The sequence below is a fragment of the Paenibacillus sp. Mc5Re-14 genome, assembly GCF_001049835.1.
GTDB classification, from domain to species: Bacteria; Bacillota; Bacilli; order Paenibacillales; family Paenibacillaceae; genus Paenibacillus; species Paenibacillus polymyxa_C.
In genome coordinates this window covers 4,633,882-4,655,496 of record NZ_CVPD01000001.1, presented here as the reverse complement: position 1 = coordinate 4,655,496, position 21,615 = coordinate 4,633,882, and the positions used below count along the sequence as shown (strand labels likewise).

Here is a 21,615-nt window from a genome sequence, read left to right as displayed (position 1 = left end):
GGTCTTGGTTAGCTGCGATATCCCGAGGCTGCTTCTGCGTGGCCTATATTGGATTTAACCGATCCCATGGCACAAAAGTGCTGCTCGTCCGTAAATTTCTGGAATGATTTTTTCAAGGCGACTAGCTCAATTGGGTCTCCCAATGTAGATCCATTGGCTGCTGCCTCTACATAGCTGACTGTCCGGGGGTGAATGCCGGCTTTCAAAAAGTTCTCTTCAACAAGTTGTGCCTGTGCATTGGGATTAGGGACCGTATACCCATTGCTGTGTCCTCCATGATTAGTTGCCGTAGATTTGATGACTGCTAAAATACAGTCTCCATCCTGTTCTGCCTTATGAAGCGGCTTTAAGAGAACTGCCCCAACTCCTTCAGCGGGAAGATATCCGTCTCCATCTGCAAAGCTTCGACTATCTTCATGGCTTCCGATCAAATTGTTCTGGCTGGATTCGATATACTTTTTGGGGCTTGTCAACAGATTTCCCCCGCCAGCTACTGCGATTTGACACTCTCCTCTGATCAGGCTTTCACATGCCATATGGACAGCCACTGCAGAGGAAGAGCTCATCGTATCAATAGATATGCTCGGACCCTGGAAATTGAAATAATGCGACATGGGGTTGGCGACAGCAACAGAACCAAAGGATGTGATCCGAGGGGCATCCGTATTTGTATCACAGTCGCAGTATTTATGATACGTAGCACCAACGTAGACCCCCACCTTGGACTGGTGTTTTTTCTGTAGCACCTCTCGCGTATATCCCGCACTTTCCAGCAGGCTCCATATCATTTCCAGGAAAAGCTGTTCCATTGGGTCCATCAAACTCACCTCATGAGAGGTGAGGTGAAAGAAAGAAGAATCCAACGGATTTATTCGGTTTAGGAAGCCCCCCATTTGCAGTAGGTTTTTCCCGGTTTATTTCTTTCTTTATCAAAGTAAAGATCGTGATCCCAGCGATCTGTGGGAACTTCGGTAATGCAGTCCTTGCCCTCTTGGAGATTTCTCCAGAATTCTTGAATATTTTCCGCTCCAGGATATTTTCCGGACACCCCGATGACAGCAATGTCCATCGCTCCTGTTCCTGTGACCGCCTCCTTAGGCTCTACTCGCACTGACGAAATGGGTGAGTGCCGAAATACCGGAGAGGGAGCTTTTGCATGTTCTACGATGCCAATGGATTTCGTGCTGGCTGCCGCAACTAGCTCTTGTTCAGCACCAAACAAAGCGTTCAATTCATCCCAGTGTGATTCCAGGAAGTAATCCGTTAAACTCTGGATATTTGGATATTCAAACAGTAAGGTTCTGGACAGTGATCCAAATGTTTCTTCCAGTTGATCGGTTATTTCCATAGACTTTATGGAGTCAACTCCATAGTTCTCTAGGTTTTTATCCTCTTCAATACGTTGTTCCGGCAGTCCGGTGGACGAGGAAAGTAAGCCCTTTAGATACCCTGTCGTCTGATCACGCAGCCGCCCTTCTCTAGACAGGGATTTTGTCTCATTGGCTACAGAAACCGTGTCAGCTATTGCACTTACAGTCGCTACCTGATCCAGACCAAACAAAGTGCTTAATTCGTCTCGGTGAGATTCCAGAAAATATTCGGTTAAGCTTCGGATATTCGGATATTCAAACAGTAAGGTTCTGGACAGTGATCCAAACGTTTCTTCCAGCTGATCGGTTATTTCCATAGACTTTATGGAGTCAACCCCATAGTTTTCCAGGTTTTTATCCTCTTCAATGCGTTGTTCCGGCAGTCCGGTAGATGAAGAAAGCAAGCCTTTTAGATAACTTGTCACCTGATCACGCAGCTGTTCTTCTCCTGGTCGAAGTTCTGTACCTATTGCTGCCGTGGCGGTGGCGGCTTTTACACCTACAGTTACTGCCTGCTCCAGACCAAACAGAGCGATTAATTCGTCTCGATGAGATTCCAAAAAATACTCGATTAAGCTCCGAATATTCGGATATTCAAAAAATATCGTCTTCGACACCTGATCGAAGGTCTTCTCCAACTGGTCAGTCAGTTCCATAGACTTAATAGAATCCACCCCGTAATTTTCCAACGGCGTATCCTCTTCAATTCGATATGCAGGCAGTTCGATTGACGAAGACAGCAAAGTCTTTAAGTAATTGGTCGTCTTTTCACGCAGCAGATGTTCATCTTGGACGGACACTACCTTATTTGCTGAGAAAAGAACGTTGTCGTCCTCTGATCCGAGTCTCTGATCTCGGGCTGCTTCTCCGCTTTCTTCAAGTTGTCCTTCCATAATCATCATTCTGCTGATCAGCTCAATTTCTCCTTCTACCACTATCGCTTGATTCGATATGCAGGCTATGCTTTGATACAACGCACTAATACCAGTCTCTGTCCTCATCGCAAACATACCTACATTCTGTAAGGCCTTCTCCGTCTCCTGGTCAGGCCGCATTCCGCCTTCTTTCCATAGCGGCCAATTGATCGACAGCGTTTTGCCCATACGCTCCCAGGAGGATACCAAGGTATTACGATACCAAGCATATGCATCCATGAACGCATTCGCGGTAGCATAGTCAGACTGACCCGCATTTCCGCCCACTCCCGCAGCTGATGAAAAAAGGATAAAGAAGTCTAGGGGTATGTCCTTACTGGCCTGATCCAAATGGGCTAGGCCGGCCACCTTTGGCGCCAGTACTTCCCTAAATTCTGCGCTCGTTTTTTTGATGATATAGTTATCTTTGATAATTCCAGCACTGTGCAGAATGCCGTTAATTCCGCCGTATGCCGTTTGGATGTCCTCAATCAGGCCAACCACCGCTTCCTTCTGCGTAACATCCACCTGTCTATATTCCACCTTGGCGCCCAAAGCCTTCAATTCTTCTAATGGGGCCAGCTTGTCCTCGTCCAGCATGGAACGCCCCGTCAGAATCAGAGTTGCATCCTTGGTCTGACGCGCAATTTCTTTGGCAAAAATAAGACCCAGGCCTTTGGCACCTCCAGTAACCAGATAAACTCCATGATCTTTCCATGGAATTTGTGGTATCGACGGCATTTCGACCTTGTTCCAGGCAGGAATCCAACGTTTGCCTTCTACAAACCGGATGCGGCTGTCCTCTGGACGCCGACTGCTCGATCTTAATATTTCAATGAGTCTTTCATTTTTCTCCATTTCCCCTACTTCAATCAGTTGCCCATAGAACTTTGGATTCTCCTTATGAGCTGTTTTGAGTAAGCCGCACAGCCCGGAGAAAAGTAGCTTTTCATTTCCAGACATCGTTACAATTTGTACCAACACTTTGCCTTTAGGCTTGTTAATCAGGATGCCTTGTATTTTCTCAAAGACCTGAACAGCATATGTTTCAAAGCGTCGGTCGACCTCCTCCATGCGGGCTTGTAGGGTGATACATTCCACGCCTGTCAAGGAAGTTTCGACATGTAACGCAGCTATGGCATCTGTCTCACAAAGTATGATCACATGCCGTTCGTGGTCGGTTGTTATGGTTTCCTCCCCAACCGCCTGTTCTTTCCAGAATGGCTGCAGCATCATTGCACCGAGCGGTTGCTCACAAGTCTCCGCTTCCTTGTAGGAGACCCCTTTTATGCGCACACAGATTCTGCCTGCCTCGTCGCACAAATCAATGTCATACTTGTGCGCCCTATGATCAATCTGGTTTCCTCTTCCATGCCGTACCAACGCCCACATGTCGCTCGGACACTCCCGAAATATTTGAAGCCTATCTATCGCAGTCGGCAGTATTTTTTTCCGAGAGTCAATGCCGGTGAACCGCATAATATTTTCATTATTCGAAAGCAGGTATAACGGCATTTGCAGGGCAGCACTTGCCATGAAGGGGTGCACAACAAATAGGCCCCCAGTATTCGCCATACCGGAAGGCAGTGATAGCTTGGCCAGTACCAAGTCCTGACCTATATAAACTTGCTCAGCGGACTGGAATTCCGAACCGTAGTTAACTTCAATCGTCCGCAGTGCTTCATCGTCTCCCCCATGTGAAATATGATCAATGCACTCCATCTGCAAAGCCTGAATATCTAATGTTTCCGTTCTACTTAAAGCCTCCAGCTCGGCACTTCCCTCGCTGTATATGACAGGATCGCCTGCTTCGGTTCGTGTGCTGTAAATCTTAAAATCAATTCCACCTCGATCTCCCGGAAAGAGTCCTATATGTATTTCCGGCCGATCTCCTATGACAGGAGCATGTGTCCATACCATGTCTGTGAGTGTGATGCCTGCCTGACCCTTCTCCTGTACTGTTAACGACTGTTCAACCGCTGCCCGTGCCATTTCAAGACATGCTCCATCTGACAGGACAAGTCTTCCGTCAACGCCGGGGCTATTCAGATAAAACTCCTGACCGTTAAAGGTTGAGCTAAATCTTTGCTCAGAAAGAACGGAGGTGTTGTGATGCAGCAAGGGGTGCAGATATGCTGGAGCGACACCAGCGGGCTTTTCTTCATCTACTGATATCCAGTAGCGTTCCCTAGCAAAGGGATATGTGGGCAAACTGATGCGGAAAGGCTGGATATCACTGTAGAGTCTGTTCCAGTCAACGTGCACACCCTTGACCCACAATTCCGAAAGTCTGCCGTATTTCTCTGCTAGATTCCAGACATCAAAGGATTCATCCAGCGCTTCTTCCAAGCTCTCCTTGTCCCGCTTGGCCTGTCCCCGATAAAGCTGTGCAATATCCGGTCTTCCCCCATTGAATTCCCGCAGTTTGTTCCTAAGTTCCTCCACTGACTGAACGACCACGGCAAGGCGCTCATCCATCGCCTCACGCCCCATTTGTAAGGTGTAAGCCGCATTCACCAGGTCGTTATCTGAGAAGACATTTTTATCAATTGCAGCAGTCAACTGAACAGCCTGCTCTTTCAATGCTTCATCACTTTTGGCCGACAATATAATGACAACCGGCTTTTGCGGAGTAGAGACAGCCTGTTCTGCCGGAATGTATTCTTCTAGAACGATATGGGCATTAGACCCTCCGGCTCCGAAGGAAGATATGCCTGCAATTCTAGGGTATTCCCGTTGCTCGCCGTTTTTCTTCAAAATCGGACGTTTCCATTCGGCAAGTCCCTGCTGAACTGTAAATGGCGTTTTGGCAAAGTTTATATTGGGGTTCAATTCTTTGGCATGCAGGCTTGGGACAATTTTTCGGTTTTTCATTTGCAGAATAATTTTAGCGATTCCCGCAATCCCTGCGGCCGCCTCTAAATGGCCTATGTTTGATTTTACCGAGCCAATCGCACAGAACCCTGTATCCTGTGTATCCTTCTTGAAAGCCTGGGTAAGTCCGGTAATTTCAATAGGATCACCGAGTTCTGTCCCTGTACCGTGAGCTTCAATATAACTGACTGTTCGAGCATTGACGCCTGCTTTATCCAAGGTTTCTCGGATCAATTCTGCCTGTGCTACCGGATTAGGCACGGTATACCCGTTTGTTTTTCCGCCATGATTGATACAAGTTGCCCGAATAACCGCATAAATATGGTCCTTATCGGCAATGGCACGAGATAAAGGTTTGAGCAGCACAACACCCGCACCTTCACCAGGGACAAATCCATTTCCTCCTTCACCAAAGCTCTTGCACCGTCCCTCTGGCGATAGCATTCGCATTGTGCTTAGAAAAACATAGTTGGAAGGATGAAGATATAAGTTAACTCCCCCTGCAATAGCAATCTCGCATTCTCCGTTATGGATATGCTCACAGGCCTCATGGATTGCAGTTAATGACGATGAGCACATGGTATCGACCGAAAAGCTAGGTCCCTTCAGATTCAAGAGATACGATATTCGATTTGCTACCGAACTGAAGGATGTGCGAGGAAAGATTGGTTTGCCTTGCTCCCACAGCTTGGGTCCGTATAAATTGAAGCCTGTTGCGGTAATGCCTGCAAAGACGCCGATTCGCCCATTATATTGCGCTGCAAGCTGATCTCTGCTGTATCCAGCATCCTCGAAGGTCTTCCAGCATTCTTCCAGGAATATCCGCTCCTGAGGGTCCATACTCATAGCTTCCCGAGGAGATATATTGAAGAAAAGAGGATCAAAATCTGCAAAATCCTCCACAAATCCCCCAGATTTGCTATAGCTTTTGCCCTTCTCCACAGCTTCCTTTATGTTAGGAGAGTAAAATCCTTCCCTCTTCCAGCGATCTGCGGGGATTTCTGTAATACAATCTTTGCCCTGTTGTAAATTGCTCCAGTATTCCTCCATATTTTTCGCTTGTGGAAATCGTCCGCTCATGCCAATAATGGCTATTTGTTCGTGTTTTACACTGCCTGTGTCTATAACTGTCCTACTGGCATGATGGTTTTCTTCCTTTGGCAGAGTCGGCAATGATAATTCGCTATCAGTATGCAAAGATGCGGGGACGAAGTTTTCTTCCGGCTCCAGCCGTCTTCCAAGTCCTGTCCACCATACGCATTCCTCATAGTAGTCAGCAATAAAATATTCCGCTACCGCTTCCAACGTCTGATATTCAAAAAACAGGGTCATCGAGATTTCACCAAAAACTCCTTGAAGCTTTTGGTTGAGCCTTGTAATCATGATGGAGTCTATGCCGTAGCTCTCCAAAGGCTCACTGACATCAATCTTTTCAATGCTCAGCTTAGTCACTTCTCCAAACAATACTTTAAGCTGGTGCAAGGTTTTTTCCAGAAGCAGCTCAGGATTTATCGGTGAAGAAGCTGTCTCTTCAACATATAATTTTTCCTGTGGCTGAGGCTCCAATAGATGCTTCCGCAATCTGGGCAAATCCCCCTCTATCACCAGTACCTGCTTCTGGCCAGAGGCTAGGCTATCATATAAAGCCTTGACGCCGTTTGCAGTTTGCATGGCCACCATGCCAATACTTTGCCAAACCATCTCCGTTTCGGCATCCGCATGCATTCCTCCATCCTTCCAGAGCGGCCAATTGACAGACAGCGTCTGCCCTTTGCGTTCCTTGGAAGAGACGAGGCTGTTTCGATATAAGGCATAGGCATCCATAAACGCATTTGCTGCGGCATAATCGGCCTGACCAGGATTGCCCATAATCCCTGCGATGGATGAGAAGAAAATGAAGAAATCAAGGTCTAGCTCCTTCGTCGCCTGATCCAGGTTGACCAATCCGGCTACTTTGGGAGCCATTACTTCCTTGAACTCTTCCTGCGTCTTATGAATGATAAAACGATCCTGTATCACCCCTGCACTATGGAGGATGCCATCAAGCCCTCCATGCTCCTCTTGGATCTTTAGGATCAGTTGCGAGACCTCTTCCTTTCGGGATACGTCCGCTCGTTTGTACTCTACGCGGGCTCCCAGCACCTTCAACTCCTCCAGTATGGTCTGCTTGCCTTCGTCAAGTATTGAACGCCCTACCAGGACTAGCGTAGCTTCTTGGACTCGCCGGGCGATATCTCTCGCAAAAACAAGTCCTAATCCTCCTGCACCGCCCGTAATCAAATAAATCCCCCGATCTTTCCAGGGCACTCTTCCCGGAGTTTTAGGGGCTTTCATTTCATTCCAGCTGAGAACCAGACGTTTACCGTTCTCATACTGTATCCTTTTGTCTTTGGGGTATTGGCTGTTCTCTTTTAATTTCTCAACGATCTCTTCCAAACCTGTAGCTTCCAATTCAACGAATTGCCCTACGATTTTTGGGTTTTCCTTTTCGGCTGTTTGCAGCAATCCCAAAAGCCCAGCAAAGAGCTGCTGTCCGCTTTGGGAGGAAGCAGCAATCTGTATCAGTACGCTGCCCCTCAAGTTCTCTTTGAGGAGCATTTGCACTTCCGCAAGCAGTTGAAGGGCATAGCCCTGAAAGCGTTCATCCATGCCGGTTTGACCGGCATGGAGCTTGATGCATCGGGTTCCTTTTAAGAGCGCTTCAATGCTTCGCTCCGAGATATGATCGAGTTCGCAAAGCACCACCAGATGTTGGCTAAATTCAGGAAGAGTCGCTTTTTGGAGTGCAGCTTGCTCTTTCCATGAAGGCTCAAGCATAAGAATTCCTGTATTCGCCAGGGCCCCCGCCTCGGCCCCTGCTTTGCTTTGCAGGGTACCGTGTGAAGCCATTTGAGCTTGAACTTGGCGTATTCTGAAAATAGCCTCCTCTTTCTGCATCCGTCCGCTTTTTACCTCGCCCAGAATATTTTGAAAAAAGTCCTTCATCTTCGATTGCCTCCCAGCATGTAGAAACTTCTCATTTACGTGTGAATATATTGAAGATTTCGTTGGCAGCCTCATCAACAGACATGGCATCGTTCATCATTTCATCCAAGAGTCTGCCACACAATTGATCATCAAAATCTACATTGCTTTCATTTTGCGGCAGTAATGCATGGGCTTTTAATTGATCCTTGCTTTCAGAAGTCCAGTAATGCTCTTTTGCAAATGGATAGGTTGGCAAGCTGATACGGCGAGGTACCTTGCCAGTATAAAGTTTGTTCCAATCCAAATTTAGCCCTTTGGCCCACAGCTCCAGAAGCTTTGTATATTTCCTTTTGGAAATCCAATGTTCAATCAGTTGCTGCAGGTCTTCGTCCCCCGTAAAAATGGACAACGCTTCTTTGTTGCGCTTCACCTGGCCTCTATACAGGTTGAGCATGTGGTGGCGTCCGGCCACAAATTCCTTTAATTTCTCCTCAAGATCTGTGATCGAATCCACAAGCATGGCTAGACGCTCCTCCATCGGTTCGCGTCCCACCTGGAGCGTATAGGCAATATCCAATATGCTAGCAGAGGATAACTGACCTTGAAGAGCCTCAAGCAGCTGTCGTCCTTTTTCCTTAAGCTGCTCCTCACTCTTGGCTGATAGCACGATCATGGCAGGTCCCTGAGAAGCAGATTCTATTCCTGATGGCTCCTGGACCTCGGGAATATACTCTTCAATCACGATATGAGCGTTGGCCCCTCCTGCACCGAAAGACGATATTCCAGCCCGTCTCGGATACTCTTCAGTGATTCCATCCGTTGTAATTACCGGTCTCTTCCATTCTTCTAGGCTCTGCTGAACGACAAAAGGAGTATTGGTGAAATGAATTTCAGGATTCAACTTCCTAGAATGTAAAGATGGTACTAACTGGCGATGCTTAAGCTGCAACAATATTTTAGTTACCCCTGCAATGCCTGCTGCGCTCTCAGTGTGACCAATATTGGATTTGACCGACCCTATGGCGCAGAACTGCTTGTCTTGTGTGAATTTCTCAAAAGCCCTGGTCAATCCTGCAATTTCAATAGGATCTCCCAAAGCCGTGCCGGTTCCATGGGCTTCAATATAACTGATGGTTCTTGCATCAACATTCGAACGCTGAAGCGCCGCCTCGATCAGCTGAGATTGAGCTTGAGGGCTAGGAACTGTATAACCACTGGTTTTACCTGAAGCATTGAGCATACTCCCTTTGATGACACCATAAATATGGTCACCGTCTGCAATAGCTTTCTCCAGCGGCTTTAACACGATAGCGCCGACGCCCTCCCCATCAACGAATCCATCCGCTTGGTCTCCAAACGACTTACATTCGCCACTTTTGGAAAGCATCGTCATTGCTGACAGTTTGATATAGTGGATTGGGTCTACGATCAAATTGACCCCTCCGACAATAGCGCACTCGCTGATACCGCTATACAGACTTTCCAAAGCTAGATGGATCGCCGTCAATGAGGAAGAACAAGCGGTATCGATAGTCATACTTGGACCTTGGAAATCCAAATGATAGGATATCCGATTGGAAATGGAATTGTATTGAGGTCCCAAACCGTAATTTCCGTTCATCACGCCCGCAAATACGCCCACTTTTCGACTCTCACAAAGATTGGCAGGGGTATATCCGGCATCCTCAATACTTGCGTATGCGGCTTCCAGAAAGAGCCGTTCTTGCGGGTCCATAGTTTCAGCTTCTGCAGGAGAAATCTTGAAAAATAGCGGATCAAATAAATCAATTCCATCGATAAAGCCGCCTGATTTTGTATAGATGGTGCCTCGTTTTCCTTTTTCTTCGTCAAAGTAGGTCTTCCAATCCCAACGGTCTTTCGGAATTTCAGTGATGCAGTTTTTACCCTCTTTTAGGTTGTTCCAATATTCCTCTACATTACGAGCTCCTGGATAGCGCCCTGACAAGCCCACAATCGCAACATCTCTGATATTAGAGGAGTGCTCCTTCGGCTTCTCACCTTTGCTGACAGACGGCTTAAGGAAGCGTCCTTCCCGTACAAAGCTCATTGGGGCCATATCGATTACCTGTGGAGCAGGTACCTCTTCCACTCTGGAAGTTTCTTCGCTCATCTCTGTCTCCTTCATACCTACCAGCTTCTTCAACGAATCCCTTTGCGTTTGAAGCAGGTACGCTACCAGATCATCTATGGTGTTGTACTCAAAAAACAGGGTGCTGGCAAAATCCTCGATGACCTCACGCAAAACATTGGTGATTTGCACAACCAATATCGAGTCGATCCCGTACTCTTCCAGGGCAACCGTAGAGTCGATGCTTCCCGGTTCCATTTTTAGTGTTTCGCCAAGTAAATTTTTAAAGTAGGCCGTACTTTTGCTGCGCAGCACATTTTCTGATTCTGCCTGTACTGCCTCTCTTTTGGGCTGAGCTGATTGTTTCATTGATCCTGCTTCAACAGTCCTATTCTCTATCGATATGGTTTTCTGCTTTGGCTGTCGCTTTTGCCGAACCAAGCCATCGCTTTGGGCTGCAACGATCTGCTGGCCCCAATCATGCGCCTCCTGCGCTGGGAAGAACGCTGTGTGAAAGCCTTCTTTGGCCAATACGCTTTTCCATACGTGAGGATACAGCCCAGGGCAGCCGGGAATACGCAATTCCGAATCCTTATAAGCCCACCAGCCATCCAGCAATCCGAAGGTAAGATGGGTAAACACGCTGCTGCCCATGAGTTCATTTAACAGAAGCAGGCCGTTGCTTTTCAAAACCGCTTTCGCATTGCGCAATGCCTGGCGAATATCTTTTGCCGTATGAAGTACATTGGCAGCAATGACAATATCATATTTACCCGCATCAATACCTTGTCCAGCAATAGGTTCTTCCACATTAAATATTCGATAACTGAGATACGGATTGTCTGGCCCATACTCTTTTTCTGCGTGCATCAAAAAGGCCTTTGAAATATCGGTATAACAATATTCCTGAATGTGTTTGCAATATGGCCGTAATTTGAGAAATACGGTGCTGCTGGTTCCTCCAGTGCCTGCTCCAATTTCAAGAATTCTGATTTCTGCAGCGGAGTTGTTCATAATTCTCTGCTGAACATAGGCGGCAATCGTATCGGAAAGAACTTCATTAAAATAGTCGGCGACCAGACTGTTTTTATAAATTCCTTCCACCAGCTCCATAGAGGAATTGGGGAACATGATTTCCGTGGCAGGACATTTGCCGGTAATAATTTCAGGCAAAGCTCGCAGCGTTGTCTCAACCAAATGTACCCTTGCTCGCATCTGCGGATATTTCAGCCATGTATGCTTGTGCTCTTCCCATTCCTGCCAGACATCCTCTCTATAAGTCGAGCTGGAATCATTTCCACCTGTAAGGGCATCATTCATCCGTGCCAAAATCTTTACGCTCTCTCTTAGCCATTTGCCATATAACTCAGACAGCCCATGCTTATGTTTAAACTCGTCGACAGACTGACGATCTGTCCCTGACAGCCCCATAGACAAAAGTTGCCCCTGCATTAGTTTGCACAATAGGTGTTCCAATTCCCTTTCCTGCAGGCTGCCAGCATCCTCTGCCGCATAGTCCTTGGCAAACTGGACTTTTGATTTGATCACTGCAGCAATACTTTCTTGTATATCCCGAAGATCGGGATCCGTGTTGTGCGGGTACAGGTCAATGGCTTCCGCCGGATTAGTCCCTTCCAAATCTAGATGTTTTGTTGTTTTCATCAGCCCTACTTGATTCAGCGGGGAAGCAAGCAACGTCTCAAGTGCCTCCATCCCCTCTTGAGGCTCAATAAGTCCAACACCGATCTGCGCTAGTCTTGAGTAATTTTCCACCTCTTGCTGCCTGTCTTGGGAAGCATTGTTCTCGTCGTTCCCCCAGTATCCCCAGTTCATGACTTTCACCGGACAACGCCATTCCTGTGAGAGCCGCTGCGCAAACGCATCCTTAAAGGTACATCCGGCAGCATAGCTGCTTTGTCCTGGATTTTTTACATAGGCAATAATGGAAGAGAAAAACAACACGAAATCCAGCGATTCATTTTGGAAGACCTGAGCCATGCGTACACTGACATCGACCTTTGCCGAAAGCCCGGACCGGAGCCCTTCCTCCGTCAAGTCTTCCAATCCTTTCTCAAAAAAGGCAATGGCAGAGTGGACTACGCCGTTGATCTTGGAGTAACGCTGCTTTATCTCCTCATATGCTCCCTGCAGCGACCTTTCATCTGCTGCATCTGCCGTAATATAGCATGGAACAGGCCCGTGGCCTTTAAATTCGTCCAATTTAGCCTGGATGGATGCATCCTTTGGCCTTCTGCCTATCCACACCATCTGAGCCTGATAGGTCGAAGCCATATACTTGCTCCATGCCACTCCGATGTTGCCTGCACCACCGATAACCACATAGACGCCTGCGGTTTTGTACAGCGTCTGTCCTTTTGAGCCTGGAGTCTGTTTAAACGGAATCAGCTGCTGGCGATACCACTGCCCGCCTCTAAAAACCCACATCCGTCCCTGACGGTCTGAAGGCAGCGTAAATAGTTCGGATAACGGCCAGTCATAGTCGGATTGCAGGTCTATAATACGAACCTTCCAGTTCGGATATTCTTTGGCCATCGTGCCTACCAACCCATGGAAACTTGCGTGGGCCGGGTGGACTGTGTCGTCCTGATCGATCGACTGAGCCTGGGTGGTTATAGTTGTCCAGCCTAGTTTTTTCGTTCCATACCCCAGCAGGAGCAGCGCCTTGACCATTCTAAAGAAGAGCAAGACTCCTGGCTCCTGTTCCTCAATTAAGGATTCAGCAGTGACAGATTCGACAGAAATAGTAGGGGCAATCCACAAAATATGATCAACGGCTCCATATTCTTCGACCTTTGAGGCAACCGTTTCTATGGAATCCTGCGCCTGTAGCTCCAAAAAATGCGCCTTCGGATAATATTCCCGGATAGCCTGTCTATCTTTGTCTGTACCACCTGCAATGACCATTCGGTCTATCGACGATGGGAAAGCTGTATCTTTTTTAAGCGCAACCGGGTCCCATTTGGGGATGAGCATAACGGCTCCTACAAGCGGATCGGCGGCATGATCTCCTGCGACTACGCCTTGTGCATGCTCAGTGCGGATATCTCCGTCCAGCGCCCGGGTGGATAGTCCCGTTATTCTGACACAAACGTTCCCTTCCTCATCACATAAGTCGATATTGAGCTTCTGTACCTTGTCCACTTTCTTGCTGCCCTCGCTGTATTGAATCAACGACCACATATTCTGGGTGCATCCCCCATGGATTTCGATCTCTTGAAGAGCGAATGGCATAGAAGGGGTATTTGGTACCGTGCTGTCCGGCAGCCCTCCATCTTGCCCCATGATTAATCCGATCGATGCATGCAAGGCCGCATCCATTAAGCTAGGGTGAAGAACAAAGCTGTCAGCCGAATCAGAGAGCATGGAGGGCAGTGCCAGCTTGACTAGTACCTTGCCCGGACGTGTGTACACTTTCTCCACACATTTGAAGGCTGGGCCGTAATCCATCCCGATTTTTTGGAAGATATCGTAGCAGCGCGCCCCCTCAAATCCGTGTGGATCAAATTCTGCCTGTAATGCCTCAAGGTTAAGCACTAGCTTTTGTTCCACGTTAAACTGCACCGCATTGCCCTGGCTGTGCACGGTATGTCCGATATTGCCTCCTTCTTGCTCACTATACACTTCAAAGCTGATTTTTCCGGCGTCTTCCAAGAATAGTCCGGTGTGTACTGAGAATGGCCGATCTTCCACCACAATTGGCCGAATCCAGTTTACATTTTTCAACCGGATTCCTGTTGCGCAGTTGTCCTCATCTCCTATAGAGCGTTCCACAGCCGCCCGCACCATCTCAAGATAAGCGACACCTGGTAGAACCCGTTGGCCTTTTACCGTATGATCCCTGAGGAAAAACTCCTCGCCCGTAAACGTTGAGCTGAACCGCTGCTTCAAGAAGTTTGAAGTGTTGTGATGCAGTAAAGGTGACAAAAATGTAGACTGACCGAGAGCGGCTGTCATGCCATCGCTCTTTACCTGGTTTACGGGCACCCAATAGCTTTCTCTGGCAAAAGGATAGGCTGGCAAACTAATCCTGCGAGGCTTCACTTCCCCATAAAGCCTGTTCCAGTTCAACAGCAATCCCGTCACCCAAAGCTCGGCGAGCTTTCCATATTTACCTTTGCTCACCCATGCACCCACCATTTTAGCCATATCCTCATCGATTTCCTGAGTGACCAATACTCCTTTGTTGCGCTTTACCTGTCCTCTATACAGCTCTTCTATACCTTCCTTTTCCAGCAGGAAGCTTTCCAATTTCCAATCTAGCTCTTGGATGGATGTGGCGATGATCGCAAGCCGTTCTTCCATCGCTTCTCGTCCGATCTGCAGCGTGTAGGCGATATCTGCGAGACCTATATGCGGGTCATTCAGCTCTCTGATGGCAGATAGCAATCTTTGGGCCTGCTCGTTCAGTCTTTCCTTGTTCTTGGCCGATAGCACAATCATGGCAGGATTAAGCGACGCAGGAGCAGCTTGCAGCTGAGCAGTCTCTGCTGGAATGTATTCTTCGATTACCACATGAGCGTTAGATCCGCCTGCCCCGAAGGCCGAGACTCCTGCCAGCCTTGGGTATTCCCTGATTTCGCCATCGATGGATACGACAGGTCTTTTCCATTCCTCTAATTCCTGCTGAACTTTAAAAGGGCTATCACTAAAATCGATATTGGGATTTAACTTGCTTGAATGCAGCGAAGGTACCAATTGTTTATTTTTCAACTGCAACAGCACCTTTGTCACCGCGGCAATACCAGCTGCGCTCTCACAATGTCCGATATTAGACTTGGCAGACCCGATTGAACAGAACTGCTTGTCTCTGGTATATTCCCGGAACACCTTTTGTAAGCCCGCAATTTCAATCGGATCACCCAGAGGAGTTCCTGTCCCATGCGCCTCTATATAGCTAATGGTTCTAGGGTTGATTCCCGCCTCCTGAATGGCCTGCCCAATCACGCTAGCCTGTGCGTTGGGGTTGGGTACGGTATATCCATTGGTCTTACCTCCGTGATTCACTGCAGTACCTTTTATGATGCCATATACCCGGTCTCCATCTGCTATAGCTTTGGCCAGCGGCTTGAGCAGCAAAGCCCCGACTCCTTCTCCTGGCACATATCCGTCACCCTGTCCGAAGCTTTCACACCGCCCATTGCTTGATGCAAAGCTTCCCTGTCCGAGTAGTAGATATTTGTTGGGATGGACAGAAACATTAACTCCCCCTGCAACCGCCAGTTCACATTCTCCATGTTGCAACCCGTGACAAGCCATATGGATTGCTGTCAGTGACGAAGAGCACATGGTATCCACAGCGATACTTGGTCCATGAAAATTACAAAAATACGATACACGGTTGGCAACCGCCGAAGCATTCCCGAGAAGCCCGAGCATATTCCCTTTGGCTTGTTCCTGGGCTCCATAAAGCTGATATTCGTGATACATCACTCCGACATAAACGCCAACATTGCCTTCCATGCCGCCAAGTCCCCGGTCTGCACAAAGAGTTTCACGCGTATAGCCCGCATCCTCTATGGTTTCATACACGCATTCTAGGAATAGGCGCTCCTGAGGGTCCATCGTTTCCGCTTCTCTTGGCGAAATGTTGAAAAACAACGGGTCAAACCAGTCCACTCCGTCGATAAACCCTCCCCACTTGCTGTAGGTTTTCCCGGGCTTACCTTTAGTTTCATTAAAGTACAGACTGTGGTCCCAACGCTCCTTGGGAATCTCAGTGATGGAATCCTTCCCATCCCTTAGATTTTTCCAGAACTCGTCGATACCTGCTGCCCCCGGATATCTTCCCGATACCCCGATAATGGCAATCTCCAAGCCCTTCTTTTCACGATGGGGCTGCGTACTTGTCGGGAGAGGCCATGTACGTTTGCGACCCGCAGCTAACGAAGCCAAAGGCTCTATTGCTGCTTTTGCAGGTTCGTTCGCTACTTTGTGAGGAGCCGTATTTTTCTCCTGCGCTTTTAAAACGTCTACCAGCCGGCCGTGATGCGATTCCAGGAAATAGCCAGTTAATGAGCGGAGATTATGGTATTCAAAAAATAATGTCTTCGGCAGTGAGCCAAACGTTTTTTCTAATTCATTCGTGAGCTGCATGACCAATATGGAATCAATCCCATACCTGTCCATAGGCGCGTTTACATTTATACTTTCAGCTGGCAGCTTGATTACAGCCGAAAGCAATGTTTTCAAATAGTCTTCAGCTTTTTCTCTTAGCCATTCTTCGCCGATAACCGCGGCTTCCCCGTCTTCCAATCCGGAACGGCCTGAAATTTCTGTTCCTGAAGGCTGTCCAAGCATGGCCGCCTTAATCGTTTGAGGATACCCTTCGATAACCATGACCTGGCTTTTACCGGAAGATAAGCCTTGATACAAAGCCTTTATTCCATTCTCTGTTTCCATGGCAATCATGCCCAGACCTTGCATCGCCTTTTCCGTTTTCCCATCGACATGCATGCCCCCGTCTTTCCACAACGGCCAGTTGATCGACAGCGTGTGCCCATGGCGCTGCTTGACTGCCACCAAGGCATTTCGATAAGAAGCATAAGCATCCATAAAACCATTGGCAGCAGAGTAATCAATCTGTCCTACATTACCAAGACTTCCGGCGCCGGAAGAAAACAGGATAAAGAAATCGAGAGGCAGGGCTCTGCTGGCCTGATCCAGATGGATCAACCCTGAGACTTTGGGAGTCAGCACTTCTCTAACTTCTTCTATCGTCTTTTTGATGATAAAGTTGTCCCGTATCACTCCTGCTGTGTGCAAAATACCGTTAAGACCGCCAAATTGCTCGACGATGCCATTAATTAACTCGGTGACCGCTTCCTTTTGACCCACGTCCACCTGTCTGTACTCTATATGACCTTCCCGCGCTTCCAATTCACTTAACAAGGACTGTTTATCCGCTGACAGAGGTGATCGTCCTGCCAGTACGACGGTGGAGTTTTTCACATTGCACACGATGTCTCTGGCAAAAATCAGTCCCAGACCGCCTAGACCGCCAGTGATGAGATAGGTCCCTCCATCTTTCCATGGCCGGACTGGATCTTCGCACAAGGTTTCAATTTCTTGCCACTTTAAAGCCTGTCGCTTGTCGCCATGATATCGTATCCGTTCGCTGTACTGGCTGTATCGGTTCTCTTCTAATTTTGCAATAATCCCCTCAGGGCCATCTTTGGCATCAAGCTCTAGCAGTTGACCCATGATACTCGGGTTTTCTTTTTGGGCGGTTTGCAGCATGGCAAAGAACCCGGAATAGACCTGTTGATCATTTCGGGCAGGGACTGCAATTTGCAGCAAAGTTTTTGGTTTGTGTATGTCCAGCATCATAGTTTGCAATTCTTCAAATATCTGAATAGTGTAGTCTTCAAACCGCGCATCCAAGTCAGTACTTGAGGACTGTAAAACAATGCAGCGAGTACCGTCCATGCGAGCTGCAATATCCTCCCCGGCGATACCTTCAAATTCGCACAGGATCACAATGTGCCGTATATCGTCGAACGCGTTCTCTCCTGCGGGGACTTCCTTCTCCTCCCAGACCGGCTCCAGCATGAGTGTGCCCACATGCTCAACGAAGTCTGCTTGCCCTACTCCTTCTTCCAGCTCTCTGGATGAGAGCCCTTTGAGCTGCACACAAATCTTTCCGGTCTCGTCGCAGAGATCGATATGTACCATGCTCAATCCATTTAGTGTCTCCTCATTCGCTTGTCTGGAAATCCGGGCCCACATCACAGAAGTGCATTTTTCGAATATTTTCAGTTCGTGCAAGGCAAAGGGTACTGAGAGCTTGCCCTCAGGCACATGTTCTTCCCGATCCATCACCAAGCCGATTGTGGCCTGCAAGGCTGAATCCATCAAAGCCGGATGCAATACAAATTCACTTTGGGTATGAGATACATTGGATGGAAGGGACAGCTTTGCCAGCACGTAATCTTTTCCCTGAAAGATGGTCTCTATTCCCCGATGTCCCGGGCCATAGTCTATTCCCATGGTTCTGAAAGCTTCATAGCATTGGCTTGAAGATAGTGAACTGCGAATACATTCTGCCTGTAAGACATTCAGGTCCAGATACTGCGACTCACCGCTTCTCTCCAACACAGCTATCCCCTGGCTGTGTATAATACCTTCGGCGTCTTCTTCCACTCTGCTATATATTTCAAACGCAATCGCTCCATCTTCCTGAGGATATAGGCTGGTGTGCACCCTGACTGGTTTGTTAGCTACAACGATGGGCTGAGCCCATACTACATTTTTCAGCTGTATATGAGTCTCACCCTCCATAACATCCCCCGCTGCTTCTTCTACGGCCGCTCGCACCATTTCAAGGTAAGCCACCCCGGGTAATGTCGGTTGGCCTAGGATTCGGTGATCCGCTAGGAAAAATTCCCGGCCTGTAAAGGTGGAATCGTAGCGCTGCCCAGAGAGATCGGAAGTATTTTGATGCAGCAAAGGGTGGATTTGGGCGGCCATAGCCGGGTTTATATTCTCCTGCCCCATGTCTGTCTCAGACAACCAATAGCGTTCCCTCTCGAAAGGATAGGTCGGTAGACTGATTCGCTGAGGCTTAATTTCTCCATAAAGTGCATCCCATTCAATACTTGCGCCATTGGCCCATAATTTGGCCACCTTATCAAGTCTTCTATTCTGAAGCCAGGTCCGAACGAGGGTCCCGGTGTCTTCGTCAGAATCAAAAAGTTCAATTCCGTCTCTAGCATCGTCTACCTGTCCGGTTAACACCTTATCCGATGAGTTTTCATTCACAAAATGCTCCAGCTCATCGATCAGATTTCCTCTTGAATCTGTCAAAAACGCGAGACGCCAGTTCATGGCCTCTCTGCCCACTTGAAGGGTATAAGTCAGGTCCGACAAATTAGCATTTTCGTGCAATTTAACAAAGTCCATCATGTCAGCTGCATAGGCTTTCAAGGCTTGTTCGCTTTTGGCAGACAGTACAAATAGCACTGAGTTGTCTTGATCGACTGGGTCCAGCTTCATCTCAGAGGCTACAGGCACATATTCTTCAATAACCATATGTGCGTTAGTGCCGCTAAACCCAAAAGCACTTACGCTTGCACGCCGGGGTGTCCCCGGTTTGGACTCCCACTTTTGTAGCCCGGTGTTAATGTAAAACGGGCTTTCCTCCAAAGAAATATGTTCATTTAAGGCTTCAAAATTGATGGTTGGCGGCAATTGCTGGTGTTTCATAGCCAGGAGTACTTTCATTACCCCGGCCACTCCGGCCGCAGTCAGCATATGTCCCATATTGCTTTTCAGCGATCCCAGCGCGCAATAGCCCTTTTTGCTCGTATAGGATCGGAAAGATTCGGTAAGTCCTTCCACTTCGATAGGATCACCCAGCTTGGTGCCTGTCCCATGGGCCTCTACCAGAGAGATGGTTTCAGGATTAATATTAAACCGCTGGTAAACCTCTCTTTCGAGCGAAATCTGTGAATTTACACTTGGAGCGGTGATGCCGTTGGTTTTCCCATCCTGATTCATTCCCCAGCCCCGGATAACCCCATGGATGGAGTCCTTGTCCCTGATTGCATCAGAGAGCCGTTTTAATAAAACAACGCCAACCCCTTCTCCGGGGACAAACCCGTTTGCACGGGTATCAAAAGTAAAGCATCGTCCATCCTTGGACAACATTCCTGCTTTGCTGGTCATAACATGCATCCCCGGTCCTGCCATAACCATTACTCCGCCCGCCAAAGCAAGATCGCTTGTTTCTAAAACAAGGCTGTTGCAAGCTTCAGCAATAGCTACCAGAGAGGAAGAGCATGCGGTATCAATCGCCAGAGAAGGGCCCTTCAAATTCAGTAAATACGAAATCCGGGCCGATAAAATGGAAGGTGCTCCTCCCATAAGAACCTGCGCGTTTAACCCCTGTCCGCCCATGGACCTTCCATAATCACTAGCTGCACAACCTACAAAAACACCGCAACGGCTCCCCGACAGTGAGGCAGGATTTAAACCTGCATCTTCAATGCATTTCCAGCTACTTTCCAGAAATAGACGCTGTTGAGGGTCCATCATCTCTGCTTCCGCAGGAGATATATTAAAGAACAACGGGTCAAATCGATCTATATCCTCTAGCACACCCATCCACTTGCTATAGGTTTTCCCCTCAACCTTGGGATCAGTATCATAATAATCATCAATGGACCAGCGTGTTGAAGGAATTTCCGATATACAATCCCTGCCCTGAGCCAAGTTATCCCAGAATTCAGTCAATGTTTTGGATTTGGGGAACTGCCCCGCCATGCCAATAATTGCGATCGAATCCTTCTCCTGACCATGCGGTATACGGGACACGTTTTTTTTCAGATCAGCCTGCTTGAGCAGTTTGTGCGTATCATCGCTATTCGGCAGCTGTCCGTAGGCCGTTTGAATCCGTTCCTTGACCTCTTGCTGATTCACAAACGTTTTGTCCTGCATTTTTATTTCTTTTTCAATCGTAGCGGCTAGCTTTTCTCTTATCGGCTGAGCCATATGGTTTTTCAGCTCAATCAATGATTCTCTTGGCGACTCGGACAGTTTCCTTGCCAGCTGCATAGCGTACGATACCACTTCGTTTCTCGGCAGAACAGGAAAAGGAGTCCCTTTGGACTCCAGTTCTGAACCGCTATATCTAGTACCTGTGAATAAAATTTCCTGCGCCATGCTAACTCCGAATTTTTCAGGAAAAATGAGAGTTGAGCCCGCACCAGGAGTGAAGCCGTATTTCATAAAATTAGTGGTGTAGATGCTTTCTCTACTCATCACGATAAAATCGCAAAACATCCCCATGCACCAGCCTGCGCCAATCCCATGTCCCTGCATAGCGGCAATGACCGGTAGCTTGCAATCCAGTGCAATCTTGTAAACATTGGTATCGCTATATTTCGCCTTTCCCTCATGAATTGCCAGCAGTCCCTCCTGTGTACCTCCTGTGGCAAAGTAGGTGTCGTACCCCGTCAGAATCACAACTTTATAATTTTCGTTAGCCTGCACCGTTTCGAACGCCTGATTCAGGCCTATAATCAGTTCATTGGAAAATGTATTTTTGTGCACTGTATCCTTCATTGTTAACAGGACAATGCCATGCTCAAATTCCTGCAGTTGAACCACAGGCGGCACTTCCGTTTCGCCATTGCTCTCCTTTTCCGGTCCGTGAAAACTGTCCAATGGCTGTAGCGAAAGAGACAATTCCTCTAATGATGATTCCTCTGATCGAGCTGCCAATGATTCTTCCAAAGATTCATCCGAGAGCCCGCCCATAAATTGGAGCAATTGTTTTTCGGCATCTTCAGAATTTATTTCCCCTGTTTGTACCGCACGAAAAATATCTTTTGGATCCATAAAAATGCCCTCCTAGCTGTATGAAATAGGACGAATATCGTGT

General features: G+C 47.9%; 1 protein-coding gene and 1 pseudogene. Both read right to left on the bottom strand.

The features are described 5' to 3' along the window. Positions 1 to 8: 8 nt before the first annotated feature. Positions 9 to 7,492, bottom strand: a pseudogene (locus BN1546_RS21130) (SDR family NAD(P)-dependent oxidoreductase). A 682-nt stretch (positions 7,493 to 8,174) separates the two neighbouring features. Continuing rightward, positions 8,175 to 21,572, bottom strand: coding sequence for an SDR family NAD(P)-dependent oxidoreductase (locus tag BN1546_RS21125; protein ID WP_090738775.1), 13,398 nt, complete (start codon positions 21,570 to 21,572; stop codon positions 8,175 to 8,177). Between the last annotated feature and the right edge of the window lie 43 nt (positions 21,573 to 21,615).

Bases quoted from the DNA above. Each gene is read 5' to 3' on its own strand.
- BN1546_RS21125 (WP_090738775.1), bottom strand. From the start codon at position 21,572: ATGGATCCAAAAGATATTTTTCGTGCGGTACAAACAGGGGAAATAAAT.